Origin of the sequence: Oceanicella actignis, from assembly GCF_008124525.1 — a bacterium.
In the GTDB taxonomy this organism is placed as follows: domain Bacteria; phylum Pseudomonadota; class Alphaproteobacteria; order Rhodobacterales; family Rhodobacteraceae; genus Oceanicella; species Oceanicella actignis.
Genome location: NZ_VNHJ01000007.1, coordinates 123,977 through 148,347, shown reverse-complemented (window position 1 = coordinate 148,347; position 24,371 = coordinate 123,977). Strand labels below are relative to the sequence as shown.

The window sequence follows — 24,371 nt, the reverse complement described above, 5'->3', positions numbered from 1 at the left end:
CCCGCCTGGTTCTCGGACCGCGGCGAAGCCGTATGTTGCATGGAGACTAGAACGATGACGCTGCCGCTGATGCCCAAGGCCACCGCCGTGTGGCTGGTGGAGAACACCAGCCTGACCTTCAAGCAGATCGCCGAGTTCACCGGCCTGCACGAGCTCGAGGTCAACGGCATCGCGGATGGCGAGGTGGCCGTGGGCATGAAGGGGTTCGATCCGATCGCGAACAACCAGCTCGACCCCGAAGAGATCAAGCGCTGCGAGGCCGATCCCAAGGCCCGGCTGCGCCTCAAGCGCAACCCCGCCGCCGAGGGCGAGCAGAAGCGCAAGGGGCCGCGCTACACGCCGCTGAGCCGCCGGCAGGACCGGCCGGCCGCCATCGCCTGGCTGGTGCGCTATCACCCCGAGCTGAGCGACTCGCAGATCATGAAGCTGGTCGGCACCACCAAGCCCACCATCCAGTCGATCCGCGACCGCACGCACTGGAACTCGGCCAACATCGTGCCGGTCGATCCGGTGGCGGTGGGGCTGTGCAAGCAGACCGAGCTGGACGAGGCCGTGCGCAAGGCCGCCGAGCGCAAGCGCCGCGAGCAGGAAGAGGTCATGTCCGCCGAAGAGCGCATGAGCCTTCTTTCCACCGACGAAAGCCTTTCGGCCGAGCCCTCGCCGCGGATGCCCTCGGCGATCTCGGGGCTCGAGAATTTCAGCCTTGTCGAACATGCCGACGATCCGCGCGACGCGGATCCCGACTCGGCCGACCCGGACGCGCTGTTCAACCTGCCCAAGGGCAAGGGCGACGAGGACGACCAGCCCGTCTGACCGGCCCGGCCCCGCCCGACCGCGCCCCGGCGCGCCGCAAGGCGCCGCCGGGGCTTTTTTGCGCGCAGGGCATGGCGGCGGCGCCGGGCGGCCCCGAAGGGGCGCCGACGGCCGGCGAGGGTGCGGCGCGCGCCGCGGCCCGGCCGACGCGAAGGTGCTATGGGAAAATGGGGTTTGCCGTTCAGGTTGTGTGCCCGTATAGGTAGAGTTGCGAGGGGCGATATTTCGCTTCAGGAGGTAAGTTCATGCGCCCGGGCATCAAGCCGATCCTGCTTTTGGCGTTTGCGTCCATGACCGGCGCGTGCGCGCAGAACGTGGCCAAGACGCCGGTTCCGATCGGCGGCAGCCGCGCGGATGCGGCGATCGAGATGGCCTATCAGGTGGGCCTTTTCGAGAAGCCGGTGGTCGATTGGACCGCCGCCGAGGACGCCGCGAGCAGGCGCTGCCGGCAATGGGGCTACGCGCGCGCCGAGGGTTACGAGGGCGTGCGCACGCGCTGCGACGTGTCCGACGGCTATGGAACCTGCCTTCGGACGACGGTGATCCGCACCTATCAATGTCTTGAATGACGCGCGGCCGCGCGGCCCATCCGCCCCCGTCATGCGCGCCGCGCCGGGGGCATGGCGCGGCGGGGGCGGCGCGATCTCGGGCCGACCCGGCGTCCGGCCGCCGCCGCGCGCGGCGCGTCAGTGGGCGGGCGCGCTCAGCGGGTCCAGCACGGTGCGTCCGCCGTCCACGCTCAGCACCTGCCCGGTGACGAAGCTCGAGCGCTCGGACGCGAGGTAGAGCACCGCCTCGGCGGCCTCGTCGGGCTCGGCGATTCGGCCCAGCGGGGTGACGCGCACAAGTTCCTCGCGCAGCTCGGCGCGCTCGCGCAGCGCGTCGCGCAGGCTGGCCGTCATCACGCTGCCCAGCGCCACCGCGTTCACCCGGATGCGGTGCGGCGCCAGGGCCACCGCCATGGCCCGCGTCATCTGGTCGAGCGCGGCGCAGCTGACCGAATAGTGCAGCAGCTCGGGGATCGTGCGCTGCGCGGCGATGGACGAGATGTTCACGATCGCCCCCGCGCAGCGCCCGCGGCCCTCTTGCGGGTCGGCCTCGGCCTGCGCGATCATGCGCCGCGCGGCCGCGCGGCTCATCACATAGGCCGAGCGGACGTTGGCGTCGAAGGCGTCCTGCAGGGCGCCGTCGTCGCCGTCCGGAAAGGTTCCCGGCACCACCGAGCGCGCCGCGTTCACCAGAATGTCCAGCCGCCCGTAGGCGTCCAGCGTCGAGGCGATCAGGTTCGAGGCGCTGAGCGCGCCGCGCATGTCGCAGGCGAAGGCGACCGCCTGGCCGCCATCCTCGACGATCTGCGCCACCGTGCGCGCCAGCGCGTCGTGATCGCGGTCCGAGGCGACGACGCGCGCGCCGGCCCGCGCCAGCCGGCGCGCCGCGGCGCGGCCGACGCCATGGGCGGCCCCGGTGACGATGGCGGTCTTGCCCTCGAGCAGATCGGTCATCGGAAGATCTCCGTGTTCTTTCGCGCCGGCGGGGAAGCGGCCGGCCGGGGCGGACCCTAGCCGAACGCGGCCCGCCTGGCGAGGGCGCGCGGCCCCTTGCGCATGGCCGCGCAAGGCGGCGAATATGCGCCGCACGCCCCGATGCGCCATGACGCGGAGACCCCGACCATGAACGACGCCTTCCAGCGCGACCTGGACAAATGCGCCGCCAACCACCAGCCGCTGACGCCGCTGAGCCTTCTGGACCGCGCGGCGCAGGTCTTTCCCGACCGCGAGGCGGTGATCCACGGCGACATGCGCTTCACCTGGGCGCAGTTCGCGGCGCGCTCGCGCCGGCTGGCCTCGGCGCTGGCGGCCGCCGGGGTGGGGCGGGACGACGTGGTGTCGGCGCTGCTGCTCAACACGCCGCCCATGCTCGAGGCCCATTTCGGCGTGCCCATGCTGGGGGCGGTGCTCAACGCCATCAACACGCGCCTCGATCCGGCGGGGGTGGCGTTCATCCTCGACCATGCCGAGACCAGGGTGCTGCTGGTGGACGCCGAGCTGGCCGGGCTGGCCAACGAGGCGCTGGCGCTGGCGCGCGTTCGCCCGCGCGTCATCGTCTGGCGCGATCCCACGGCGCCGGCCGAGGCCGAGGGCGAGGATTACGAGGCCTTCCTCGCCGCGGGCGATCCCGACTTCGCCGCCCCCGGCCCGCAGGACGAGTGGGACGCCATCAGCCTCAACTACACCTCGGGCACCACGGGCGATCCCAAGGGCGTGGTCTATCATCACCGCGGCGCCATGCTGCTGGCCACGGGCAACGTTCTGCATGCGGGCATGCGCGACCGCCCGGTCTATCTGTGGACGCTGCCCATGTTCCACTGCAACGGCTGGTGCTTTCCGTGGTCGATCGCGGCCAAGGCGGGCACGCATGTGTGCCTGCGGCAGGTGCGCGCGGGCGCGATCTACGACGCCATCGCCCGCCACGGGGTCACGCACATGTGCGGCGCGCCCATCGTGATGTCGACGCTTCTGAACGCCGATGAGAGCGAGAAGCGCCCGCTGCCCCATCCCGTCGAGTTCTGGACCGCCGCCGCCCCGCCCCCCGAGGCGGTGCTGGCGGCGATGGCGGCGGCGGGTTTTCGCGTCACGCATGTCTACGGGCTGACCGAGGTCTACGGCCCCGCCGTCATCAACGAGTGGAAGCCCGAATGGGACGCCCTGCCGCCGGCCGAGCAGGCGCGGCTCAAGGCCCGGCAGGGGGTGCGCTACGCCGCGCTCGAGGCGCTCGAGGTGCTCGACCCCGAGACCATGAAGCCCGTGCCCGCCGACGGCCAGACGATGGGCGAGGTCTGCTTCCGCGGCAACGTGGTGATGAAGGGCTACTTCAAGAACCCCGAGGCCACGGCCAAGGCCTTTCGCGGCGGCTGGTTCTGGTCGGGCGATCTGGCGGTGCGGCACCCGGACGGCTACATCCAGCTCAAGGACCGCTCGAAGGACATCATCATCTCGGGCGGCGAGAACATCTCCTCGATCGAGGTCGAAGAGGCGCTTTACCGGCATCCGGCCGTGGCCTTCTGCGCGGTGGTGGCCAAGCCCGACGAGAAATGGGGCGAAACCCCCTGCGCCTTCGTCGAGCTGCGCGAGGGCGCCCGGGCCGACGAGGCCGAGCTGATCGCCCATTGCCGCGCGCATCTGGCCCATTTCAAGGCGCCGCGCAAGGTGGTGTTCGGCCCGCTGCCCAAGACCTCGACCGGCAAGATCCAGAAGTTCGAGCTGCGCGCGCGCGCGCGGGAACTCTGAGCCGTGGAGCGCCTTCGCGAGCGGCTCTATCGCCAGCTGGATCTCGACGCTTGGCGCGGCGAGGGGGTGTCGCCGCTCAACCGCCTGATCCTGGCGCTGGTGCTGGTCTCGGTCGCCTGCGCGGCGCTCGGCACGGAACCGACGCTGGCCCATCTGCGCCCGACGCTCTCGGCGATCGGCCTGACGCTGGCCGCCGTCTTCACGGTCGAATACGTCGCGCGGCTGTGGGTCAAGCCGCTGGCGCCGGATTTTTCCGGGCGCTGGGGCTGGCTGCGCTATGCGCTGCGCTGGCATGCGCTGATCGACCTGGCGGCGCTGGCGGCGGTGTGGTCCGAGGCGCTGATCGGCCATGACGTGAGCTGGGCGGTGATGCTGCGTCTGGCGCGCATCCTGCGCATCTTCGCCCTGACGCGGGAATCGGCGGTGGGCATGGCCACGCGCGAACTGGTCTGGGCGATCCGCGAGCGCGGCATCGAGCTGGCGCTGGCGGGCGTGCTGGGGCTGATCCTGATCATGGGTTCGGCGGTGGGGCTGTATCTGGCCGAGCGCGCGGTCCAGCCCGAGGTTTTCGGCTCGATTCCCCGCGCCATGTGGTGGGCGGTGGCGACGCTGACCACGGTCGGCTACGGCGACGCGGTGCCGGCGACGGGGCTGGGCAAGGCGATCGCGGGGTTCACCATGCTCAGCTCGATCGCGCTGATCTCGGTGCCCGCCGGCATTCTGGCGGCGGCCTTCTCGGACGCCTTCCAGCGCGCGCGCAAGGCGGCCAAGGAGCGCGGCCCCGACGCCTGACCGCGGCGCCGCCTCGGGCGCCTTGCGCGGGCATGCGCCAAGCCACGCCCGGCCGGCGCTTGCGCCCCTTGTCCGCCGGCAAGGTCCCGCCCGCTTTCGCATGCCGCCCGCGAGGCCGGGGCCGGTTCTGCGCCCGCGCCGGGCCGGATCGCCCGCGCCGCCCGGGGCGGCGGGCCTGCGCCGCAGCCGGCCCGCGACCCGCGCTCAGCCGCGCCGGGCGCCGCCGAAACGCACGGGGACCAGGCCGCGTTCCCAGCGCCCGTCCGAGACGAAGCGGAACAGCGCCGCCGGCCGTCCGCCGAGCCGCGACGAGGTGCGCCCGGTGGGCTCGACCAGCCCCGATTTCTCGACCATGCGGCGGAAGTTCTGCTTGTGCAGCGGCACGCCCGACACAGCCTCGGCGGCGCGCTGCAGCTCGAACAGGGTGAACTCGTCGGGCATCAGCTCGAACAGGACGGGGCGGTATTTGAGCTTGCCGCGCAGGCGGCTGACGCCCGTGGCCAGGATGCGCCGGTTGTCGCGCCAGCCCGCCAGCCCAAGGCGCGGCAGATCGGGCGGCGGCGCCGCGCCGCGGTCGCGCCAGGCCTCTTCGACCAGCTCGGCGGCGTAGAGCAGCTCGTAACGCTCGAGCGTCAGCTCGTCGCGCCAGGGCGCGCCGTCCAGCCCGAACAGCATCCGCGCGCGCTCGCGCTCGGCCGCGCCGCGGCCTTCGGTCCAGACGCGCAGCCGCGATTCGATTTCGTCCAGCGCCGGGGCCGGGCCGCGGCGGTCCTCCCAGGGAAAGAACTGGCGCCAGGGGACCCATTGGTGGCCGGGCGGCGGCTCGGGGCCGCGGCGGGTCAGCGCCAGATAGCCGATCGAGACCACATGCGGCGCGCCGGGGTCGTCCTCGGGGGCGCGGGCGCTGTCGCCGAAGGTGTAGAGCTGCTCGATATAGCCCAGCGACAGACCCGTGGTGCGGCGCACGCTGTCGCGCAGCGCCAGCGCCAGGGTGCGGCCGCGCCCCGGATCGTAGCCGACGCTGGGCAGCCGCCCCTGATCGGTCACCAGCGCCAGCGGCTGCGCGTCGCGCTCGCTTTCGTCGAGCGCGACGATGACGGCGCTCAGATCGACGGCGATGGGGCGCGCGGACGCCACCGCTCAGTCCGCCCCGGTGAGCTGCGCGAAGCGCGCCAGGAACCGCCCCCGCGCCTCGGCCGGCGGCAGGGGCTTCAGGCGGATCCCGTCCCAGCCGCCGAAGCGCGGCTTGCCGAACAGGCGCGTCGCCTCGGCCTCGGAAAAGCCGGCCAGCTGCGTCGCCTCGAGCCAGGCGCAGGCGCGGTCGGCGCGCTTGATGCGGGCCTTGATGGTTCGCGGCAGCTCGGCCGGCAGGCCGAAGCGGATGTGCACCGCGGCCGCCAGGCGGCGCTCGAAGTCCTTGTAGTCAAGCCCCAGCGCCGCCTTGAAGGGCGAGATCATGTCGCCGATCACGTATTCGGGCGCGTCGTGCAAGAGCGCCGCCAGGCGCCAGCGCGCCGGCGCCTCGGCCATGCGTCCGAAGATCTCTTCGACGATCAGCGAATGCTGCGCGACCGAGAACGCCCACTCGCCGCGGGTCTGCCCGTTCCAGCGCGCCACGAAGGCCAGGCCGTGGGCGATGTCCTCGATCTCGATGTCGAGCGGCGCGGGGTCGAGCAGGTCCAGCCTGCGCCCCGAAAGCATCCTTTGCCATGCGCGCGCGGCGGCCATGTCGCCTCCGGTTCCCGATCCAGCCTGCGCGCCGAGGTCTAGTGCAGCGCCGCCGCCTTGTCGAGCGCGCGCCCGGCCCCCGCATTGCCGCGGCCGCCCGGCGCTGATAACACCACGCGGGAATGCGCCCGCGGGCCGGGCGCGCGAAGGAGACGGGAACATGACCGATTACGTCGTCAAGGACATCTCGCTGGCCGATTACGGCCGCAAGGAGCTCGACATCGCCGAAACCGAGATGCCGGGGCTGATGGCCTTGCGCGAGGAATACGGCGCGGCGCAGCCGCTCAAGGGCGCGCGGATCGCCGGGTCGCTGCACATGACGGTGCAGACCGCCGTCCTGATCGAGACGCTGACGGCGCTGGGCGCCGAGGTGCGCTGGGCCTCGTGCAACATCTTCTCGACGCAGGATCACGCGGCCGCGGCCATCGCGGCGCGGGGCATCCCGGTCTTCGCCGTCAAGGGCGAGACGCTGGAGGAATACTGGGACTACGCCGACCGCATCTTCGATTTCCCCGAGGGCGGCGCGAACCTGATCCTGGACGACGGCGGCGACGCGACGATGTACATCCTGCTGGGCGCGCGCGTCGAAGAGGGCGAGACCGAGCTGATCGCCGCGCCGCAGTCGGAGGAGGAAGAGGCGCTGTTCGCCCAGATCCGCAAGCGCATGGCGCGCTCGCCGGGCTGGTTCGCGCGCCAGCGCGACATGATCCGCGGCGTGTCCGAAGAGACCACCACCGGCGTGCACCGGCTCTACCAGCTGATGGAGCAGGGGCGGCTGCCCTTCCCGGCCATCAACGTGAACGACTCGGTCACCAAGTCGAAATTCGACAACAAGTATGGCTGCCGCGAGTCGCTGGTCGACGGCATCCGCCGCGCCACGGACGTGATGCTGGCGGGCAAGGTCGCGGTCGTGTGCGGCTATGGCGACGTGGGCAAGGGCTCGGCCGCCTCGCTGGCGGGCGCGGGGGCGCGGGTCAAGGTGACCGAGGTCGATCCGATCTGCGCGCTGCAGGCGGCGATGGACGGGTTCGAGGTGGTCACGCTCGAGGACGTGGTCGAGACGGCCGACATCTTCATCACCGCCACCGGCAACAGGGACGTGATCCGCATCGAGCACATGCGCAGGATGAAGGACATGGCCATCGTCGGCAACATCGGCCACTTCGACAACGAGATCCAGGTCTCGGCGCTGCGCAACTGCAAGTGGACCAACATCAAGCCGCAGGTGGACATGATCGAGATGCCCTCGGGCGCGCGCATCATCCTTCTGTCCGAGGGGCGGCTCCTGAACCTGGGCAACGCGACCGGCCATCCCAGCTTCGTGATGTCGGCCAGCTTCACCAACCAGGTGCTGGCGCAGATCGAGCTGTGGACCAATGGCGACGCCTACGAGAACAAGGTCTACGTCCTGCCCAAGCATCTGGACGAGAAGGTGGCGCGGCTGCATCTGGGCAAGCTGGGCGTGAAGCTGACGTCGCTGACGCCCGAGCAGGCGGCCTATATCGGAGTCAGGCCCGAGGGGCCCTTCAAGCCCGAACACTACCGCTACTGACGCTTCGGCCCGCCGGCGGTTTTTTCCGAGCGGCCGGCGGGCGGCCATGCTTTGTTAAGAATCATCCCGTAGAAACATCCATGTAGAGGGGGCGGCAGGCTTGGCCCCGCCCCCACGGGCCGGCGCAGGATGCGCCCGCCCTCCGCGGCAAGCCCGGCCCATGGCCGGCGCGAGGACCGGAAGAGACTCTCCAGAACGGAAGACCATTCGCCAGCGCCGCTCGAGGCGTCCGAACGGGTGGGAGCGCAGCCGCGATCGCGGCTGAACGTGGGGAGGCGGAGGGTTGGGGGACCCTCCGCCATTCCGCGTTCGCGCCGCGCCGCCGGCCCGACATGGCGCCCCCCGAACGACCGCGGCGTTCCTTCGTCGCCATTTCCTTCATTGCGTGCGCGCGGGGCGCCGGCAACGCGGCGCTCTGCGGGTCGCGGGCGAAGTCCTTGCCGCCCCGCCGCGAGACCGCGTGCGCGCGGGGGGCGTGCATGTCCATCGGCAGATCGCCATCCGGCGGCGCCGAAGACCTTGCGCCCGGGCGCCTTGCCCGGCCGGTCGCCGCGCGCGCCCTTGCGTCGCCTCGAAGATCCGGCCTCGGCGCGCCAACCGCCCGCGCCCGAGATCCGCTCGGGACCATGGACCATGGGCCATGACGCCGGGCGCCGGGCGCGGCTCCGCCCCGGCGGCGCGGAAAATCGCGCCGCGTCGCGGCGGGGGGTTGCGCTGGCGGTCTGCGTGTCTAAACTCCGGCTCCGACATTGCGAAACGTTGTGCCGCACAGCAAAACGTGCGGGCCGTCCGAAGTCAGGAGAGGAACATGTCCGACGTGGTGACATACACGCGCGACGGCGACATCGCCGTCATCGCCGTCAACAATCCGCCAGTCAACGCCCTGAGCCACGCCGTGCGCAAGGGCATGCAGGACGCGCTGCGCAAGTTCGAGTCGGACCCCGAGGCCAAGGCCGCGGTCATCGTCGGCGAGGGGCGCACCTTCATGGCCGGCGCCGACATCTCGGAATTCGGCAAGCCCCCGCAGGAGCCCTGGCTGCCCGAGCTGGTCAACGAGATCGAGGCCTGCTCGAAGCCGGTGGTCGCCAGCCTGCACGGAACGCCGCTGGGCGGCGGGCTCGAGGTGGCGCTGGGCGCCCATTGGCGCGTGGCGCAGCCGGACACCCGCGTCGGCCTGCCCGAGGTGCATCTGGGCATCCTGCCCGGCGCCGGCGGCACGCAGCGCCTGCCGCGCGTGGCCGGGGTCGAGACCGCGCTGGACATGATCACCTCGGGCCGCCATGTGCCCGCCGCCGAGGCGCTCGAGAAGGGGATCATCGACGCCATCGACGATTCGGGCGACCCGCGCGCCGCGGGCGTCGCCTTCGCGCGCAAGCTGCTGGCCGAGGGCAAGGGCGTGCGCCGCACCGGCGACATGACCGCCGCGGGCCACGATCCGGCCCTGTTCGACGCCTGGCGCGCCGAGATGAAGAAAAAGTCGCGCGGCCAGCTTTCGCCGGTGGTGTGCGTGGACGCGGTCGAGGCCTCGAACCTGCCGCTGCCCGAGGGCCTCAAGCGCGAGCGCGAGCTGTTCCAGAAGCTGCATGACGATCCCCAGCGCGCCGCGCTGGTGCACGCCTTCTTCGCCGAGCGGGCCGTGGCCAAGGTGCCCGAGGCCAGCGCCACGCCGCGCAAGCTCGAGAAGATCGGCATCATCGGCGGCGGCACCATGGGCGCGGGCATCGCCGCGGCGGCGCTTCAGGCCGGGCTCAAGGTGGTGATGGTCGAGCGCGACGCCGAGGCCGCCGCGCGCGGCGAGCAGAACGTGCGCCGCAACTTCGCCTCGTCAGTCAAGAAGGGCCGCATGACGCAGGAGCAGCTCGACGCGCTTCTGGCCGCCAACTTCCAGGCCACGGACGACTACGGCGCGCTTTCCGACGTGGACCTGGTCATCGAGGCGGTGTTCGAGACCATGGCGGTGAAGAAGGAGGTCTTCGCCAAGCTCGACGCGGTGGTCCCCGAGGGGGCGGTGCTGGCCTCGAACACCTCGTATCTGAACATCGACGAGATCGCCGCCTGCACCCGCCGCCCGCAGGACGTGATCGGGCTGCACTTCTTCTCGCCGGCGCACATCATGCGCCTGCTCGAGGTGATCGTGGGCGAGAAATCCGCGCCCGACGCGGTGGCCACGGGCTTCCTGCTGGCCAAGAAGATGAAGAAGGTCGGCGTGCGCTGCGGCGTGTGCGACGGCTTCATCGGCAACCGCATCCTCGGCAGCTACATGAAGGCCGCCAACATGATGGTCGAGGACGGCGCCAGCCCCTACGTCATCGACGAGGCGGTGCGCGAGTTCGGCTACCCCATGGGGCCGTTCCAGATGGGCGACCTGGCGGGGCTGGACATCGGCTACCTGTCGCGCCGCGACCGCGACGCCACGCGCGATCCGGCCGACCGCTACGCGGCGGGCTTTCTCGACCGCATGTACGAGAAGGGCTGGATCGGGCAGAAGGCGGGCATCGGCTTCTACGACTACTCGCAGAACCCGCGCTCGGGCCCGCCCAACCCCGGCGTCATGCCCCTGATCGAGGAAGAGCGCAAGAAGCTGGGCATCGCCCCGCGCGAGTTCTCGAAGGAAGAGATCATGCGCCGCTACGTCGCCGCCACGGTCAACGAGGCCGCCAAGGTGGTGGGCGAGGGCATCGCCCTGCGGCCGCTGGACGTCGATATGGTCAGCATCTTCGGCTACGGCTATCCGCGCTGGCGGGGCGGGCCGATGCACTACGCCGATCATGTCGGGCTGGACAGGATCCTGGCCGACATCCGCGAATTCGAGAAGGAGGATCCGCGCTTCTGGAAGCCGGCGCCTCTGCTGGTTGAACTGGTCGAGAGCGGCCGGAAATTCGGAGATCTGAACAATGCGTGAGGCCGTCATCCTCTCCACCGCCCGCACGGGCATCGGCAAGGCGTTCCGCGGCTCGCTGAACATGACGCATGGCGCGACCATGGGCGGCCATGCGCTCGAGCACGCGGTCAAGCGCGCGGGCATCGATCCGGCCGAGGTCGAGGACGTGATCATGGGCTGCGGCCTGCCCGAGGCGGCCACGGGCGGCAACATCGCCCGCCAGATCGCCCTGCGCGCCGGCCTTCCGGTCACCGCCTGCGGCGTGACGGTGAACCGCTTCTGCTCGTCGGGGCTGCAGGCGATCGCCATGGCGGCGCACGCCGTCACGCAGAACGGCTCGCCGGTGATGGGCGCGGGCGGGCTCGAGAGCATCTCGATCACCCAGGCCAACCTCAACCCGGTGGCGCGCAAGGATCCCTGGCTCGAGAAGCACAAGGACGATCTCTACCTGCCCATGATCGACACGGCCGACATCGTGGCCCAGCGCTACGGCATCAGCCGCGAGGCGCAGGACGAATACGCCTACCAGTCGCAGATGCGCACCGCCGCCGCCCAGCGCGAGGGGCGCTACGCCGACGAGATCGTGCCCATCACCGTCACCATGGCCGTCAAGGACAAGGAGACGGGCGAGGTCACGCACAAGGAGGTCGTCCTCGACCGCGACGAGTGCAACCGCCCCAACACCACGCTCGAGGGGCTGGCCGCGCTCGAGCCGGTGCGCGGGCCGGGCAACTTCATCACCGCGGGCAACGCCTCGCAGCTGTCCGACGGCGCCTCGGCCTGCATCCTGATGGAGGCCAAGGAGGCCGAACGCCGCGGGCTCGAGCCGCTGGGCGCCTTCCGCGGCTTCCAGGTCGCCGGCTGCGAGCCCGACGAGATGGGCATCGGCCCGGTCTTCGCCGTGCCGCGACTGCTCGAGCGGGCCGGGCTGAAGATGGACGACATCGGCCTGTGGGAGCTGAACGAGGCCTTCGCCAGCCAGGTGCTCTACTGCCGCGACCGCCTCGGCATCCCCGACGAGATCCTGAACGTCGACGGCGGCTCGATCTCGATCGGCCACCCCTACGGCATGTCGGGCGCGCGCATGGTCGGCCACGCGCTGATCGAGGGCAAGCGCCGGGGCGTGAAGTATGTGGTCGTCACCATGTGCATCGGCGGCGGTCAGGGCGCGGCGGGCCTGTTCGAGGTCTTCTGAGCGCGCCCCGCAGGCATCTTCCGCAGGCATCCTGCGACGCCATCTTGCCGCAGCGCCCGGCCGGAGCGATCCGGCCGGGCGCGCCGCGTCAGCGCAGCGCGAAGGCGATCAGCGCCAGCGCCGCGGCCAGATTGAACGCGTGAAAGGCCAGCAGCAGGCGGGCGCGCTGGGGCAGCCGGTCGCGCGGGTCAGTCATGGCGGAACCTTTCGAACAGGATGCGTCGGGCGGGCACGCCAAGGGCGATGAGCGCGTCCTCGACCGATTCCATCATCGCGGGCGGTCCGCACAGCAGAAACAGCGTGTCGCGATGCTCGGGCGCGCCGAACAGCGCGCGGATCAGGCCGGGGTCGATGACGCCGCGATGTCCGCGCCAACCCGGCGGCGGCTCGGACAGGGCCAGCGCGACGCGCGTGCGCGGGCGCGCGGCCAGGGCCTCGAGCTCGTCGGCATGGACGATCTGCTCGGCGCGGCGGTTGCCGTAGACCAGCGTCAGCGGGCGCGGGTCGTTCGTCAGCGCCATCTGGCGCGCGATGCCCAGAAGCGGCGCGATGCCCACGCCCCCGGCGATCAGCGCCACGCGCGGGGCGGGCCGGCCCTCGATCGTCAGCGCGCCATGGGGGCCGTCCACCCAGGCGCGCGCGCCGACCTCGAGCGCCCCGATGCGCGAGGTGAAGTCGCCCAGCTCCTTGATGAGAAATTCCAGCCCGTCGCCCGAAGCCGGCGCCGAGGCGATCGAGAACGGATGCTCGCGGATCGAGAACGGCCCGCATGCCAGCTTGAGCCAGGCGAACTGGCCCGCCGTGTAGCGAAACCCGCGCCAGCCGTCGGGCTCGAGCCGCAGCCGCCACACGCCCTCGGCGGCGGGCGCCAGCGCGGCGATGCGCCAGGGGCGACGCGCCAGCGCCAGCGGCCGCCCGATCCGCGCCCACAGCAGCGACAGCGCCGCAAGCGCCGATCCCCCGATCCAGACCGCCGCCAGCGTCGGCTCGGCCGCGTAGCGCCCGGCGCTCAGCGCATGGTGCAGCGCGCCGCCCAGCGCCGCCAGCGCCAGCGCGCCATGGGTCAGCCGCCAGGTTTCGTGCCGCCAGCCCAGCGCGTCGCGCCCGATGGCCGACAGGCTCAGCGCGGGCAGGATCAGCCAGGCGGCGATGCCCCCGGCCAGCGCCCAGGGCTCGTGCGCGATCACGCCCTGGCGCGTGGGGTCCCAGGGCGGGGGCGGCGCGGCCGGCGCGCGATAGAGGAACGGGTGCACGAGCGCCAGGGCCAGCGCCGTGCGCGCGAAAAGCTGATGCATGCGCATCGTCGCATCCAGCCCCGTGCGCCGCGATATGACGGCGAAGCGTCCTGACAGGGCGAATTCGACCAGGATGATGGAAAGGGCCATCATCCCGGCGCCCGAGGCCAGCTCGTCGGCGGGGCTGCGCGGGGCGGGTCCGCGCCAGGCCGCCAGCGCCAGCGGTCCGAGCAGCGTGGCAAGATAGCCAAGGGCGAGGGCGAAAGCGGGCATGGGCGTCCAATCCGTTGCGGCGTTCGGCGCGCATCGTGCCGGCGCCGCCCCTTGCCGGCCTTGATCCAGATCACCGAGCCCTGGGCCGCGCATGTCGTGGCGGCGCGCAGATGTGAAAGCGCGCGGCGGCGCATCGTGCTATGATGACGTTACGTCAACAATAGCCCGCCAGCCGTGCGCGAAGGCGCCGCGGCGGCGGGCGAGGCTCGAAAGGAGTCCGTCATGGCGAACACCATACGAAACCCCCTGGTCTGGGGCGCCGAGGCGCTGGAACGCGCGCTGGGCGGCTTGTCCGAGGCGGGCGCGCGCCTGGGCGGGGCGGCGGATGGGCGCGAGGCGCCGCCGGCCCTGCGTCGGATCGGGATGGAGGACATCCGCGCCGCGCTGCGCGCGGGCTGGGATGATTTCCTGGCCTGCCGCACGCATGCGTTGCTGTTGTGCGTGATCTATCCGCTTGTCGGCCTGGCGGCCTGGATGGCGGCCGCGGATGCGCGCCTTCTGCCGCTGCTGTTTCCGGCCGCCGCCGGCTTTGCGCTGATCGGGCCGGCGGCGGCGATCGGGCTCTACGAGCTCAGCCGCCGGCGCGAGCGCGGCGAGACTCCCAGCTGGATCGACGCCTTTCGCGTGATCGGCTCGCCCGCCTTCGGGCCGGTCTTCGCGCTGACGCTGATGCTTGGCGCGGTCTTCGTGGCCTGGATGGCGATCGCGGCGGCGCTGTATGCGGCGACGCTGGGCGCCCATGCGCCGGCCTCGCTGGCCGATCTGGCGCGCCTTGCGCTGACCACGCCCGAGGGCTGGGCGCTGATCGCGGCCAGCGCGGCGGTCGGCGGCCTTCTGGCCGCGACGGTGCTGGCGGCGAGCGTGATCTCGTTTCCCATGCTGCTCGACCGCGACGTCGGCTTGCCGGCGGCGGTGGTGGCCTCGGTGCGCTTCACGCTGCTCAACCCCGGTCCGGCGCTGGCCTGGGGGGCGATCGTGGCGGGCGCCCTGGCGCTGGGGATGCTGCCCCTGTTCGCGGGGCTTGTCGTGGCGGTGCCGGTGCTGGGCCATGCGACCTGGCATCTATACCGCCGCGCGACGGCGCCGGAGGCCGAACCGGGCGCGGACAAGGCGCTCGCCTGAGCCGCGCAGGGCCGCGCCGCGCAGGTCGCGGCCGCCATTCGGGGCAACGGGCGAGGGCGATGGCGGGATGCGTCGGCCGCGGCCGGCCTTGCCGGTCGCGCCCGTCCTCGTCGCCCGCGTTTGGCGTTGCGTTCCGGGGGGCGGCTGCGCGCCTTCGCAGCGGGATCTCGGCGCAGCCTCGGCGGGGGCGTCGGTGCGGCCGACGACGCGCGACCAGGTTTTTGCGGATGCCGGGTTGCGTGCGCCGCGGGGCGGGGCGCCGAGGCCCGATGCGCCGCCATGCGGGGCCGATGACGCGCGCCTTGGCTCTTGCAGCCGCCGCGCCCGATGCCGGGCCGCGCATGCGCCGCAGGGCGCGGCGCCGGCGCCTGAGAAGGCCCGCACGCGCAAGCCCCCCTGCGGCGCGCGCGCGGGCGGCGTCAGTCCGCCGCCGGGCCGGTCAGGCCGCCCAGCTCGCAGATCACGCGCCACTCCTCTTCGCTCACGGGCTGGACCGACAGGCGCGAGTTGCGCACCAGCACCATGTCCTTCAGCCGCGGATCGTTCTTGCATTCCTCGAGCGTGACCGGCCGGGGCAGGGGCGCGAGGGCGCGGATGGTCACGCACTCCCAGCGCGGATCGTCGGTGGTGGGGTCCTGGCGGGCCTCTTCGATCACCTCGACCACGCCCATGATGCGCTTCTCGTTCACCGAGTGATAGAAGAAGCCCTTGTCGCCCTTCTTCATGGCCCGCATGTTGTTGCGGGCCTGGTAGTTGCGCACGCCGTCCCAGGGCTCGCCCGCGTCGCCGCGCGCGACCTGATCCTCCCAGGACCAGGTGTTGGGCTCGGATTTGAACAGCCAGCGCGCCATCAGCCGAACACCTTGCGGAAGCCGCGGATCTCGACGCTCTCGAACAGGCCGGCGCGCGCATAGGGATCGCCGGCGGCGAAGTCCTCGGCGCGGGCGCGATCCTCGGTGTCGAGCACAAGGACCGAGCCGATCATGGCGCCGCCCTCGTCCGTCATCGGGCCGCCGAAGATCACCAGGCCCGATTGCTCGGCATAGGCCAGATGGGCGTCGCGATTGGCCTTGCGGACCTCGAGATGTCCGGGCTTGTCCTTGCAGATCAGGATATGGGGCATGGGCGCTCCGTCGGGTTCTGGGTTCCGGGTTCGGGATCGGGCGCGATCCGATGCAGATATGCCCGCCGCCGGCGCGCGCCGCAAGGCGCTCAGGCCTTGGCCCCGCGCTTGCCCGAGCCGAGCATCGGCGCGGCCGAACGGTCGAGCGGCCAGCGCGGCCGCGCCGCCAGGTCCAGCCCGTCGCGCGCGCCGCGGGCGAAGCGCTCGGCCCCCGCCCAGGCGATCATGGCGGCGTTGTCGGTGCACAGCGCCGGCGGGGGCGCGAAAAAGGCGCCGCCCTCGTCGCGCGCGGCCTGCTCGAGCGCGGCGCGCAGCGTCCGGTTCGCCGCCACGCCGCCGGCCACCGCCAGCGCCGGCGCGGCGCCCGCGCGCGCGCGCTCCTGCGCCAGGGCGCGGCGGGTCTTTTCTGCCAGGACCTCGGCGCAGGCGGCCTGGAAGGCGGCGCACAGATCGGCGCGGTCGGCGGCGGTCAGCCCGCCCTGCCGCTCGACCAGCAGGTCGCGCGCGCGCCGCAGCGCGGTCTTGAGCCCCGAGAAGCTCATGTCGCAGCCCGGGCGGTCCAGCAGCGGGCGCGGCAGCGCGAAGCGCGAGGGATCGCCCGCCGCCGCCTCGCGTTCGATCTCGGGGCCGCCCGGATAGCCCAGCCCCAGCAGCTTGGCCGCCTTGTCGAAGGCCTCGCCGGGGGCGTCGTCGATGGTGCCGCCCAGCCGCTCGTAGGCGCCCGGCCCGCGCACCGCCAGCAGCTGGCAGTGCCCGCCCGAGGCCAGCAGCATCAGATAGGGATAGGGCAGCCCATCGGACAGGCGCGGCGTCAGGGCGTGCCCCTCGAGGTGGTTGACCCCCACAAGCGGCAGTCCCGCGCCCATGGCCAGCCCCTTGGCGCACATCACGCCCGACAGCACCCCGCCGATCAGCCCCGGCCCGGCGGTCGCCGCCACCGCGTCCATGTCGCGCAGCGACAGGCCGGCCTCGGCCAGCGCGCGCTCGACGCACAGGTCCAGCCGCTCGGCATGGGCGCGGGCGGCGATCTCGGGCACGACGCCGCCGAAGGCCGCGTGCAGCGCGTTCTGCCCCACCACGACCGAGGACAGGATCCGCCCCGGCCCGACGGGCGCGCCGTTCTCGATGCGCGCGCGCACCACCGCCGCGGCGGTGTCGTCGCAGCTCGACTCAAGGCCCAGAATGGTCAGATGGCGGGTCAGTCGCACCTCCGCTCGCATGCGCGCCGCCGCGCCCCGCGGGGCCCTCGCGCGGGCCCCGGACGGCGCGCGGGCGTTGCGCGCGGCTTTCGCGGCAGGTAACACCGCGCGCATGACGATGCAATCCGAAGCCCGCGCGCCGCGCCCCGCCGCCCGTTCCTCGAGCCGTTTCGGCGCCCACGCGCCGCTGCGCATCGGCACCCGCGGTTCGCCGCTTGCGCTGGCGCAGGCGCACGAGACGCGCGCGCGGCTGATGCGCGCCCATGGCCTGCCCGAATCCGCCTTCGAGATCGTCGTCATCAAGACCACCGGCGACCGCGTGCTGGACCGCCCCTTGTCCGAGATCGGCGGCAAGGGCCTGTTCACCAAGGAGATCGAGGAGGCCCTGCTGGACGGGCGCATCGACATCGCGGTGCACTCGATGAAGGACATGCCCGCGCAGCAGCCCGAGGGCCTCGTCATCGCCTGCCATCTCGAGCGCGAGGACGTGCGCGACGCCTTCATCTCGTCGCGCCATGCGGGCATCGCGGCGCTGCCGCCGGGCGCGCGGGTCGGGACCTCGAGCCTGCGGCGGCGCGCGCAGCTGCGCCACTTCCGCCCGGATCTCGAGGTGGTCGAGTTCCGCGGCAACGTGCAGACGCGCCTGCGCAAGCTGGCCGAGGGCGTGGCCGAGGCGACCTTCCTGGCCGTGGCCGGGCTGCGGCGCCTGGGCATGGCGGATCTGGCCGCGCATCCGATCGCGCCCGAGGTGATGCTGCCGGCGGTCGCGCAGGGCGCGATCGGGATCGAGCAGCGCGCCGCCGACGACGAGGTGCGCGCCCTCCTGGCGGCGATCGACCACGCCCCGACCGGGCTGCGCCTTGCGGCCGAGCGCGCGCTGATGGCGGGGCTCGACGGCTCGTGCCGCACGCCCATCGGCGCCCTTGCCGAGCTTGACGGCGACCGCCTTCGCCTGCGCGCCGAGATCCTGCGCCCCGACGGCTCGGAGCGCCTTGCGACCGAGCGCGAGGGGCCGGCCTCGGACGGGGCCGCCATGGGGGCCGACGCCGCGGCCGAGCTGCGCGGGCGCGCCGGGCCCGGCTTTTTCGACTGGGGCTGAGCATGCGCGCGCCGCCGCTTCTGGTCGTGCGCGCCCGCCCCGAGGCCGAGCGCGACGCCGAGGCGTTGTCGGCGCTGGGGTGGCGGGCGATTCCCTGCCCGGTCTCGCGATTCGTCCCGACGACCGAGGCGCCCGACTGGGCCTCGGCCCGCGCGCTGGCGCTGACCTCGGCCAAGGCGCTGCGGGCCGTGCGGCCTTGCGCCGCCGCGCTGGCGCTGCCGGTCTGGTGCGTGGGGCCGGCCACGGCGGCGGCGGCGCGCGCGGCGGGGTTTCGCGACGTGCGCGAGGGCGGCGGCGACGGCGCGGCGCTGGCGGCGCGGATGCTGGCGGCGGGCGAGCGCGGGCCGGTGCTGCATCTGCGCGGCGCCGAGGCGCGCGTCGAGCCCGCGCGCAGCCTGCGCGCTGCGGGCGTCGAGGTGATTGAGGCCGTGGTCTATCGCATGCAGGCCTGCGAGGCATTGCCCGAGCCCGCGCAGCGCGCGCTGGCCGAGGGCGGGGCGTCGGCGGCGGTCTATTCGCCGCGCGGCGCGGCCCTTCTGGCGCGGCTGGCGGCGGGGCAGGCGGGCGCGGCGGGGCAGGGGGGCGCTGCGCGGCTGGCGGGCGCTGCGCGGCTGGCGGGCGCTGCGCGGCTGGCGGGGGCGGCGGCGATCAGCCCCGCCGCGGCCGCGCCGTTGGCGCCGCTGGCGCCGGGCCTGGTCGAGATCGCAGCCCGTCCCGACGGGGCGGCGATGCGCGACGCGGCGGCAAGGCTGCTGGACCGCATCCGCGCTTCGCGCTAAGCCCTTGTGAGCGGCGCGCGCGGCCGCAGCAATCGGCCGCGGCGGTTGCGGATCGACAGGCGCAAGGCGCGGCGGCACTATCGCGCGGGCAGGAAACTCAGGATCAGAGGCGGGCGAATGACGGGCAGGAACGGCGACTCGGAAGACGAAAAGACCCCCGGGCAGGCCGCGCCGCGCTCCGAACAGGCGCAGGGCGAGGGAACCCCGGGCAAGGCGGCGGCCGCGGCCGACGCCGCGCCGGCCGAGGACGGCGCGCAGCCGGACGCGCCCCCGGCGGGCGCCGCGTCGAACGAGGGCGAGGACGCCGCGCCGCGCAAGGGCGAGGCGGCCGACGAGGCGGCCGAAACCGCCTCCGCGCAGGACGAGGACGGCGCCGACGCCCCGCGCGCCGGCGCGACGGACAAGGCCGACGCGCCCGGCGCGGGCCGCTTCTCGGCCGAGGCCGGGCGCGCGGATGGGCGCCGCTCCGAGGCGCCTGATCTGCATGGCGATCCGCTCGACGATCCGCATGACGAGGACGGCGCGCTCGAGGACGAGGCGCATGACGAACACGAAGAGGGAGGGCGCTCGGTGGCCGGGGTGCTGCTGACCGGCCTCATCCTGCTGCTGGCCGGCGCGGGGCTGGCGCTGTGGCTTGCGCCCAAGGCCGCGCCGCATCTGCCCGCGCCCGTGGCGCGCCTGCTGGCCCCGGCCGCGGCGGTGACGCCCGAGGATCTGGCCGCGCTCGAGGAACGCATCGGCGCGCAGATGGACCAGCGCGTCGGCGCCGCGCTCGAGCAGGCGATGGCGCGCATCGAGGCGGTCGAGGCCGAGCTGTCGCGCCTGTCGGCCGCGCCGCGCGCGCAGGGAGCGGATCCGGCCGAGCTGGCCGAGCTGAGAACCCGCCTCGAGGCGCTGGCCGCGCAGCTTGACGCGCTGGACCCGGCCGGGGTGAACGCGCGCGTCGCCGGGCTCGAGACCAAGCTGGCCGGGCTCGAGGGGCGCCTTGGCGCGCTGTCCGGCGGGCTGGCCGATCTGGGGCAGGCCAATGGCGGGCTGAGCGAGGAATCGGCCATGCGCGTGACCGCCTTCAAGGCCGAGGTGGACGCCTTGCGCGGCGAGTTCGCCCAGCTGGCGCGGCGGGTCGAGGCGCTGACGGGCCGGGTGGACGCGGTCGAGGCCGGGGTCGAGCGGCGTCTGAACGACGCGCTCGAGAAGATGCGCGCGCGCGTCGCCCAGGCCGACGCCGAGGCCGCGGCCGCGCGCGAAGAGGCCGCGAAGGCCGCGGCGCAGGCGCGCATTCGCGCCGGGCTCGAGGCCATCGGCGCCGCGCTCGACACCGGCGCGCCTTTCGCCGCGACGCTGGACGAAGTCGAGGCCGCCTCGGGCGTCGCCGCCCCCGAGGCGCTGGCGCTGGTCGCGGCCAAGGGGGCGCCGACGCTTCTGGCGTTGCAGGAGGCATTCCCCGCCGCCGCGCGCGCCGCGCTCGAGGCGGCGATCATGGCCGAGGTCGAGCCGACCGTGCAGGGACGGCTGGCGGCGCGCCTCAAGGCGCGGCTGACGGGCCTGCCCACCGGCGCGATCGAGGGCGATTCGCCCGACGCGGCGCTGGGGCGCATGAACGCGGCGCTGAGCGAGGGGCGGCTGGACGACGCGCTGGCCGAGGCCGAGGCGCTGCCCGAAGCGGCGCGCGCGGCGATGGGCGCGTGGCTCGACCGCGCCCGCGCCCGCCAGGCGGCGCTGAGCGCGCTGGCCCAGTGGCGCGCCGCGCTGACCCGCGGCTGAACGCTGCGCACAGGAAAGGAACGCGACCATGATCTGGCTTCTTCTGCGCGCCGCCGTCTTCGTCGCCCTGGTTCTGGCCGGGGCCTGGGGCGTCTCGATGCTGCTCGACACGCCCGGCGGCGTCGAGCTGACCTGGAACGGGCGGAGCTATCTGTTCGATCCGCTCACCTTCGCGGGGCTGATCCTGGCCGGCTTCGCCGCGCTTTGGCTTCTGTTCAAGCTGGTGGGGCTGCTGATCGCGATCGCGCGGCTGATCGGCGGCGACGAGACCGCGCTCAGCCGCTTCTTCAACAGCTCGAGCCAGCGGCGCGGGGTCAACGCCATGGCCGAAAGCCTCATCGCCCTGGCCGAGGGCGACGCGCGCCGCGCGGTCGAGCGCGCCGAAAAGGCCGGGCGGCTTCTGGACCATCCCGAACTGACCAACCTGGTCGGCGCGCAGGCCGCCTCGCTGGCCGGGGACAAGGCGCGCGCGCAGGCCTATCTGAAGGCGCTGGCGCGCGACGAGCGCACCCAGGCCATCGGCGTCAAGGGGCTGATGAAGCAGGCCATGGAGGAGGGCGACGTCGAGCGCGCCCTGCTTCTGGGCCGCCGCGCCTTCGCGCTGCGCCCGCGCGACGCCGAGGTGATGTCCTCGCTGTTCGACCTCGAAACCCGCGCCGAGGACTGGGCCGCCGCGCGCCGCATGCTGGCGGCCGAGGTGCGCGCCGGCGTGCTGCCCCGCGACGTGGGCGCGCGCCGCGACGCGGTGCTGGCGCTGGCCGAGGCGCGCGAGGCGCTCGAGAAGGGCGACCTGGCGCGCGCGCGCGACGCGGCGCTCGAGGCCAACCGCCGCGCGCCCGACCTGGCGCCCGCCGCCGTCGCCGCGGCCGAGCGCCTGATGGCCGAGGGGCGCAAGCGCCGCGCCGAGAAGATCCTGCGCAAGGCCTGGAAGCTGGCGCCGCATCCCGACATCGCCCGCGCCTACGCCGCGCTCGAGCCGGACGAGGACCCGGTCGCCCGCCGCCGCCGTTTCCGCGCCCTGATCGCCGAGAACCCGGACCACAAGGAAAGCCGGATGCTCGAGGCCGAGCTGGCCCTGGCGGCCGAGGACTTTCCCGGCGCGCGCGCCGCGCTGGGCGATCTGCCGACCACCGAGCCGACCACCCGCGCGCTGGCCATCATGGCGGCGGCCGAGCGCGGCTCGGGCGCCGACGAGCATGTGGTGCGCGCCTGGCTGGCCAAGGCCCTGTCCGCCCCGCGCGGCGAGCGCTGGACCTGCGAGGCCTGCGGCCATGTGCATGACGAATGGCGCCCCTTGTGCGAGCGTTGCCGCGCGGTCGACAGCCTGGCGTGGAAGCAGCCCGAGGGGGCGGGCGAATCGACCGCCGCCGAAAGCGCGATGCTGCCGCTGATCGTCGGCGCGCTCGAGGCCGCGCCGACGCCGCCCTCGCGCCGCGGCGAGGATGCACAGGACGCCGAGCTGGCCGACGCGCCCGACGCCGAGGCGGGCGAGAACGGCCGCGCGAAGGCCGAGGACGGCGCGCGCCCCGCGGCCGGCGCGTGAGCCCTTGCAATCCCCCGGCGCGCTCTCTATAGAGCGCGTCGGACGCCGCAGTAGCTCAGCTGGTAGAGCACGTCATTCGTAATGATGGGGTCGGGGGTTCGAGTCCCTCCTGCGGCACCACGGCTTCAGCGCCCGATCGCCCGCGCCCGGGCGCTTGATCTGGCCGCCGCGCTTCTCTAAGCCTTTCCGCAGACGCAAGGAACGCAACCCGGAGGGCCGCGCGTGGCGCATGGCGATTCATACCAGAGCGATCCGAGGCTTCTGGTCTCGACCGAATGGCTGGCCGAGCATCTGTCGGCGCCGGACGTCAAGGTGCTGGACGCCTCGTGGCACATGCCCGACAGCGGCCGCGACGCGCGCGCCGAATTCGCGGCCGCGCACATCCCCGGCGCCCAGTTCTTCGACATCGACGAGATCGCAGACACGCGCTCGTCCCTGCCGCACATGGCGCCGCCGCCCGAGAAGTTCGTCTCGCGCGTGCGCAAGCTGGGGGTGGGCGACGGGCACCGGGTGGTGATCTACGATCAGGCGGGCATCTTCTCGGCGCCGCGGGCGTGGTGGCTGTTCCGGCTGTTCGGCCATCGCGACGTGGCGGTGCTGGACGGCGGCCTGCCGCGCTGGATCGCCGAGGGGCGCCCGGTCGAGGACCTGCCCGCGACGCCGCGCGACCGGCACTTCACCGCCCGGCGCGACGCGTCGCTGGTGCGCGACGTCACGCAGGTGGCGCAGGCGGTCAAGCTGGGCTCGGAGCAGATCGTGGACGCGCGTTCGCCCGGGCGTTTTCGCGGCGACGAGCCCGAGCCGCGCCCCGGCCTGCGCTCGGGGCACATCCCGGGCGCGATCAACCTGCATTACCGCGAGCTGCTGACCGAGGACGGGCGCATGAAGCCGCCGGCCGAGCTGCGCGCGGCCTTCGAGGCGGCCGGGGTCGATCTGTCGCGGCCGGTGATCACCAGCTGCGGCTCGGGCGTGACGGCGGCGATCCTGTCGCTGGCGCTCGAGCTGATCGGCCACCGCGACCACGCGCTTTACGACGGCTCCTGGGCCGAGTGGGGCGCCTATCCCGACCTGAAGGTGGAACGCGGATGAGCCCCACGCCCGGCGACGAAGTCTCCTATGTGGTGACCTGGCTCGAGATGACGCGCCGCCCCTCGGCGCCGCCGGCGCCGCTGCCCATGAACGCGCCGGTGTCGCTGATGCGGGCGGTGCGCCCGCCGGTCGCGTATTTCCTCTATCTCTACGACATGGTCGGCGCGGCCTATCACTGGACCGACCGGCACGCCGACTCGGCCGAGGCGCTGCGCGCCTGGCTGCATGATGACGACGTGGCGCTGTTCGCCATGCTGCATGACGGCTGGCCGGGGGGATTCTTCGTTCTGGACTGGCGCGAGGCGGGCCGCTGCGAGCTGGCCTATTTCGGCCTGGCCGAGCAGCTGCATGGCCGCGGCCTTGGCAAGTGGCTGCTGGGCGAGGCGGTGCGCATGGGCTGGGATCGCGAGGGCGTTGAGAAGATGACCGTCAACACCTGCTCGCTCGACGATCCGCGCGCGCTGCCGCTGTATCAGCGCGCGGGCTTCGAGCCGGTGCGCCGGACCGAGGCGACCAGAATCATCGCCCCCGCCCGCCGCGGCTGACGGCGGCGATTCCCTTCGACCGCCCGTCCCTTGCCCGTCCCTTGCCCGCCGCCCCGGCGCGCATGGCGCGGGCGCGGCGCGGCGGGGGCGCGCGAATCGAGCGCGGCATGCGCCCGGCGGCGAAAATGCCCGACGCGACACACGGATAGGGTGTGCGTGGTCGGCCAAAGGCAGCCCTTGATTGCGGGCCCCACATTTGGCGGCCGGCGGCGCGTCAACCGCGAAATGTCGTTAAGACAGATAAAAAATCGGTTGATGCGCCCCCCGAATTCCCTAATCTTGGTGGTGCAGGGGGCGCTGGCCGCAAGATCTGGTGGCTGAAGCCAGGGCGGCCCGCGCGCCGAAACGGGTT

At 73.4% G+C, this 24,371-nt stretch carries 21 protein-coding genes and 1 tRNA gene; 15 read left to right on the top strand and 7 right to left on the bottom strand.

Going from position 1 to position 24,371, the window contains the following annotated elements; translation table 11 throughout:
* Window positions 1–54 precede the first annotated feature (54 nt).
* Together LY05_RS11055 and yecR are read left to right on the top strand one after the other, a co-directional pair.
* Window positions 55–813 (top strand): DUF1013 domain-containing protein, encoded by a 759-nt coding sequence (locus LY05_RS11055; protein ID WP_072747502.1) that lies wholly within the window; start codon window positions 55–57, stop codon window positions 811–813.
* Window positions 814–1,058: 245 nt separating this feature from the next.
* On the top strand, window positions 1,059–1,382 hold the full coding sequence (gene yecR / locus LY05_RS11050; RefSeq protein ID WP_072747503.1) for a YecR family lipoprotein: 324 nt from the start codon (window positions 1,059–1,061) through the stop codon (window positions 1,380–1,382).
* A gap of 117 nt (window positions 1,383–1,499) precedes the next feature.
* Here the strand turns inward: yecR and LY05_RS11045 are convergent, their stop codons facing one another.
* A complete protein-coding gene (locus LY05_RS11045; protein ID WP_072747504.1) occupies window positions 1,500–2,315 on the bottom strand; it encodes an SDR family NAD(P)-dependent oxidoreductase in 816 nt (271 codons plus the stop codon).
* Window positions 2,316–2,483: 168 nt separating this feature from the next.
* On the opposite strand from LY05_RS11045, the gene LY05_RS11040 reads away from it, so the two are divergent.
* Window positions 2,484–4,100: an acyl-CoA synthetase gene (locus tag LY05_RS11040; protein WP_148923209.1), complete on the top strand. Its 1,617-nt coding sequence runs from the start codon at window positions 2,484–2,486 to the stop codon at window positions 4,098–4,100.
* A 3-nt stretch (window positions 4,101–4,103) separates the two neighbouring features.
* Window positions 4,104–4,892, top strand: coding sequence for an ion transporter (locus tag LY05_RS11035; RefSeq protein ID WP_148923208.1), 789 nt, complete (start codon window positions 4,104–4,106; stop codon window positions 4,890–4,892).
* 204 nt (window positions 4,893–5,096) lie between these two features.
* Here LY05_RS11035 and LY05_RS11030 read toward each other — a convergent pair whose 3' ends face one another.
* A complete protein-coding gene (locus LY05_RS11030) occupies window positions 5,097–6,029 on the bottom strand; it encodes an NUDIX hydrolase (RefSeq protein WP_211356320.1) in 933 nt (310 codons plus the stop codon).
* A 3-nt stretch (window positions 6,030–6,032) separates the two neighbouring features.
* Entirely contained in the window at window positions 6,033–6,620 is a 588-nt protein-coding gene (locus LY05_RS11025; protein WP_148923207.1) for an HD domain-containing protein, read from the bottom strand.
* A gap of 160 nt (window positions 6,621–6,780) precedes the next feature.
* On the opposite strand from LY05_RS11025, the gene ahcY reads away from it, so the two are divergent.
* The 3 genes from ahcY (at window position 6,781) to LY05_RS11010 (ending at window position 12,248) form a co-directional block, all read left to right on the top strand.
* Window positions 6,781–8,172 carry an adenosylhomocysteinase gene (gene ahcY, locus LY05_RS11020; RefSeq protein WP_148923206.1) on the top strand — a complete coding sequence of 464 codons (1,392 nt, stop codon included), beginning with the start codon at window positions 6,781–6,783 and terminating at the stop codon, window positions 8,170–8,172.
* A gap of 808 nt (window positions 8,173–8,980) precedes the next feature.
* On the top strand, window positions 8,981–11,074 hold the full coding sequence (locus tag LY05_RS11015; RefSeq protein ID WP_148923205.1) for a 3-hydroxyacyl-CoA dehydrogenase NAD-binding domain-containing protein: 2,094 nt from the start codon (window positions 8,981–8,983) through the stop codon (window positions 11,072–11,074).
* A complete protein-coding gene (locus LY05_RS11010) occupies window positions 11,067–12,248 on the top strand; it encodes an acetyl-CoA C-acyltransferase (RefSeq protein WP_072747509.1) in 1,182 nt (393 codons plus the stop codon). The genes LY05_RS11015 and LY05_RS11010 overlap by 8 nt, the downstream gene beginning before the upstream one ends.
* Before the next feature lie 188 nt (window positions 12,249–12,436).
* Here LY05_RS11010 and LY05_RS11005 read toward each other — a convergent pair whose 3' ends face one another.
* Window positions 12,437–13,756, bottom strand: a complete 1,320-nt coding sequence (locus tag LY05_RS11005; RefSeq protein ID WP_170258978.1) for a ferredoxin reductase family protein — start codon at window positions 13,754–13,756, stop codon at window positions 12,437–12,439.
* 222 nt (window positions 13,757–13,978) lie between these two features.
* On the opposite strand from LY05_RS11005, the gene LY05_RS11000 reads away from it, so the two are divergent.
* Window positions 13,979–14,878, top strand: a complete 900-nt coding sequence (locus LY05_RS11000; protein ID WP_148923203.1) for a DUF2189 domain-containing protein — start codon at window positions 13,979–13,981, stop codon at window positions 14,876–14,878.
* A 419-nt stretch (window positions 14,879–15,297) separates the two neighbouring features.
* On the opposite strand, the gene LY05_RS10995 is transcribed toward LY05_RS11000, so the two are convergent.
* The 3 genes from LY05_RS10995 to tsaD form a co-directional block, all read right to left on the bottom strand.
* Window positions 15,298–15,729: an EVE domain-containing protein gene (locus tag LY05_RS10995; RefSeq protein WP_072747512.1), complete on the bottom strand. Its 432-nt coding sequence runs from the start codon at window positions 15,727–15,729 to the stop codon at window positions 15,298–15,300.
* Complete coding sequence (locus LY05_RS10990; protein WP_072747513.1) at window positions 15,729–16,001, bottom strand: YciI family protein; 273 nt, start codon at window positions 15,999–16,001, stop codon at window positions 15,729–15,731. The genes LY05_RS10995 and LY05_RS10990 overlap by 1 nt, the downstream gene beginning before the upstream one ends.
* 89 nt (window positions 16,002–16,090) lie before the next feature.
* The gene (gene tsaD / locus LY05_RS10985; protein ID WP_148923243.1) at window positions 16,091–17,203 is read right to left on the bottom strand and encodes a tRNA (adenosine(37)-N6)-threonylcarbamoyltransferase complex transferase subunit TsaD; all 1,113 of its coding nucleotides are present in this window, start codon (window positions 17,201–17,203) and stop codon (window positions 16,091–16,093) included.
* A gap of 115 nt (window positions 17,204–17,318) precedes the next feature.
* Here tsaD and hemC point away from each other — a divergent pair, with 115 nt between their 5' ends.
* From hemC to LY05_RS10950, 7 genes are all read left to right on the top strand, one after another.
* Window positions 17,319–18,299 (top strand): hydroxymethylbilane synthase, encoded by a 981-nt coding sequence (gene hemC, locus LY05_RS10980; RefSeq protein WP_148923242.1) that lies wholly within the window; start codon window positions 17,319–17,321, stop codon window positions 18,297–18,299.
* Between the two features lie 2 nt (window positions 18,300–18,301).
* Complete coding sequence (locus LY05_RS10975) at window positions 18,302–19,078, top strand: uroporphyrinogen-III synthase (RefSeq protein ID WP_148923202.1); 777 nt, start codon at window positions 18,302–18,304, stop codon at window positions 19,076–19,078.
* Window positions 19,079–19,195: 117 nt separating this feature from the next.
* The gene (locus LY05_RS10970) at window positions 19,196–20,842 is read left to right on the top strand and encodes a hypothetical protein (RefSeq protein ID WP_148923201.1); all 1,647 of its coding nucleotides are present in this window, start codon (window positions 19,196–19,198) and stop codon (window positions 20,840–20,842) included.
* 28 nt (window positions 20,843–20,870) lie between these two features.
* On the top strand, window positions 20,871–22,385 hold the full coding sequence (locus LY05_RS10965) for a heme biosynthesis protein HemY (protein ID WP_072747516.1): 1,515 nt from the start codon (window positions 20,871–20,873) through the stop codon (window positions 22,383–22,385).
* Between the two features lie 44 nt (window positions 22,386–22,429).
* Window positions 22,430–22,505 (top strand) — tRNA-Thr (locus LY05_RS10960).
* A gap of 102 nt (window positions 22,506–22,607) precedes the next feature.
* Window positions 22,608–23,474 (top strand): 3-mercaptopyruvate sulfurtransferase, encoded by an 867-nt coding sequence (gene sseA / locus LY05_RS10955; protein ID WP_072747517.1) that lies wholly within the window; start codon window positions 22,608–22,610, stop codon window positions 23,472–23,474.
* Window positions 23,471–24,019 (top strand): GNAT family N-acetyltransferase, encoded by a 549-nt coding sequence (locus tag LY05_RS10950; RefSeq protein WP_148923200.1) that lies wholly within the window; start codon window positions 23,471–23,473, stop codon window positions 24,017–24,019. Before sseA ends, LY05_RS10950 begins: the two co-directional genes overlap by 4 nt.
* Window positions 24,020–24,371 lie beyond the last annotated feature (352 nt).

Excerpts from the sequence above, each read along its gene's own strand:
- LY05_RS10950 (WP_148923200.1), top strand. The coding sequence starts at position 23,471 with ATGAGCCCCACGCCCGGCGACGAAGTCTCCTATGTGGTGACCTGGCTC.
- LY05_RS11040 (WP_148923209.1), top strand. The coding sequence starts at position 2,484 with ATGAACGACGCCTTCCAGCGCGACCTGGACAAATGCGCCGCCAACCAC.
- LY05_RS11000 (WP_148923203.1), top strand. The coding sequence starts at position 13,979 with ATGGCGAACACCATACGAAACCCCCTGGTCTGGGGCGCCGAGGCGCTG.
- LY05_RS10990 (WP_072747513.1), bottom strand. The coding sequence starts at position 16,001 with ATGCCCCATATCCTGATCTGCAAGGACAAGCCCGGACATCTCGAGGTC.
- LY05_RS11015 (WP_148923205.1), top strand. The coding sequence starts at position 8,981 with ATGTCCGACGTGGTGACATACACGCGCGACGGCGACATCGCCGTCATC.
- LY05_RS11045 (WP_072747504.1), bottom strand. The coding sequence starts at position 2,315 with ATGACCGATCTGCTCGAGGGCAAGACCGCCATCGTCACCGGGGCCGCC.
- LY05_RS10975 (WP_148923202.1), top strand. The coding sequence starts at position 18,302 with ATGCGCGCGCCGCCGCTTCTGGTCGTGCGCGCCCGCCCCGAGGCCGAG.
- LY05_RS11055 (WP_072747502.1), top strand. The coding sequence starts at position 55 with ATGACGCTGCCGCTGATGCCCAAGGCCACCGCCGTGTGGCTGGTGGAG.
- LY05_RS10970 (WP_148923201.1), top strand. The coding sequence starts at position 19,196 with ATGACGGGCAGGAACGGCGACTCGGAAGACGAAAAGACCCCCGGGCAG.
- hemC (WP_148923242.1), top strand. The coding sequence starts at position 17,319 with ATGCAATCCGAAGCCCGCGCGCCGCGCCCCGCCGCCCGTTCCTCGAGC.
- LY05_RS11005 (WP_170258978.1), bottom strand. The coding sequence starts at position 13,756 with ATGCCCGCTTTCGCCCTCGCCCTTGGCTATCTTGCCACGCTGCTCGGA.
- LY05_RS11010 (WP_072747509.1), top strand. The coding sequence starts at position 11,067 with ATGCGTGAGGCCGTCATCCTCTCCACCGCCCGCACGGGCATCGGCAAG.
- LY05_RS11025 (WP_148923207.1), bottom strand. The coding sequence starts at position 6,620 with ATGGCCGCCGCGCGCGCATGGCAAAGGATGCTTTCGGGGCGCAGGCTG.
- yecR (WP_072747503.1), top strand. The coding sequence starts at position 1,059 with ATGCGCCCGGGCATCAAGCCGATCCTGCTTTTGGCGTTTGCGTCCATG.
- LY05_RS10965 (WP_072747516.1), top strand. The coding sequence starts at position 20,871 with ATGATCTGGCTTCTTCTGCGCGCCGCCGTCTTCGTCGCCCTGGTTCTG.
- ahcY (WP_148923206.1), top strand. The coding sequence starts at position 6,781 with ATGACCGATTACGTCGTCAAGGACATCTCGCTGGCCGATTACGGCCGC.
- LY05_RS10995 (WP_072747512.1), bottom strand. The coding sequence starts at position 15,729 with ATGGCGCGCTGGCTGTTCAAATCCGAGCCCAACACCTGGTCCTGGGAG.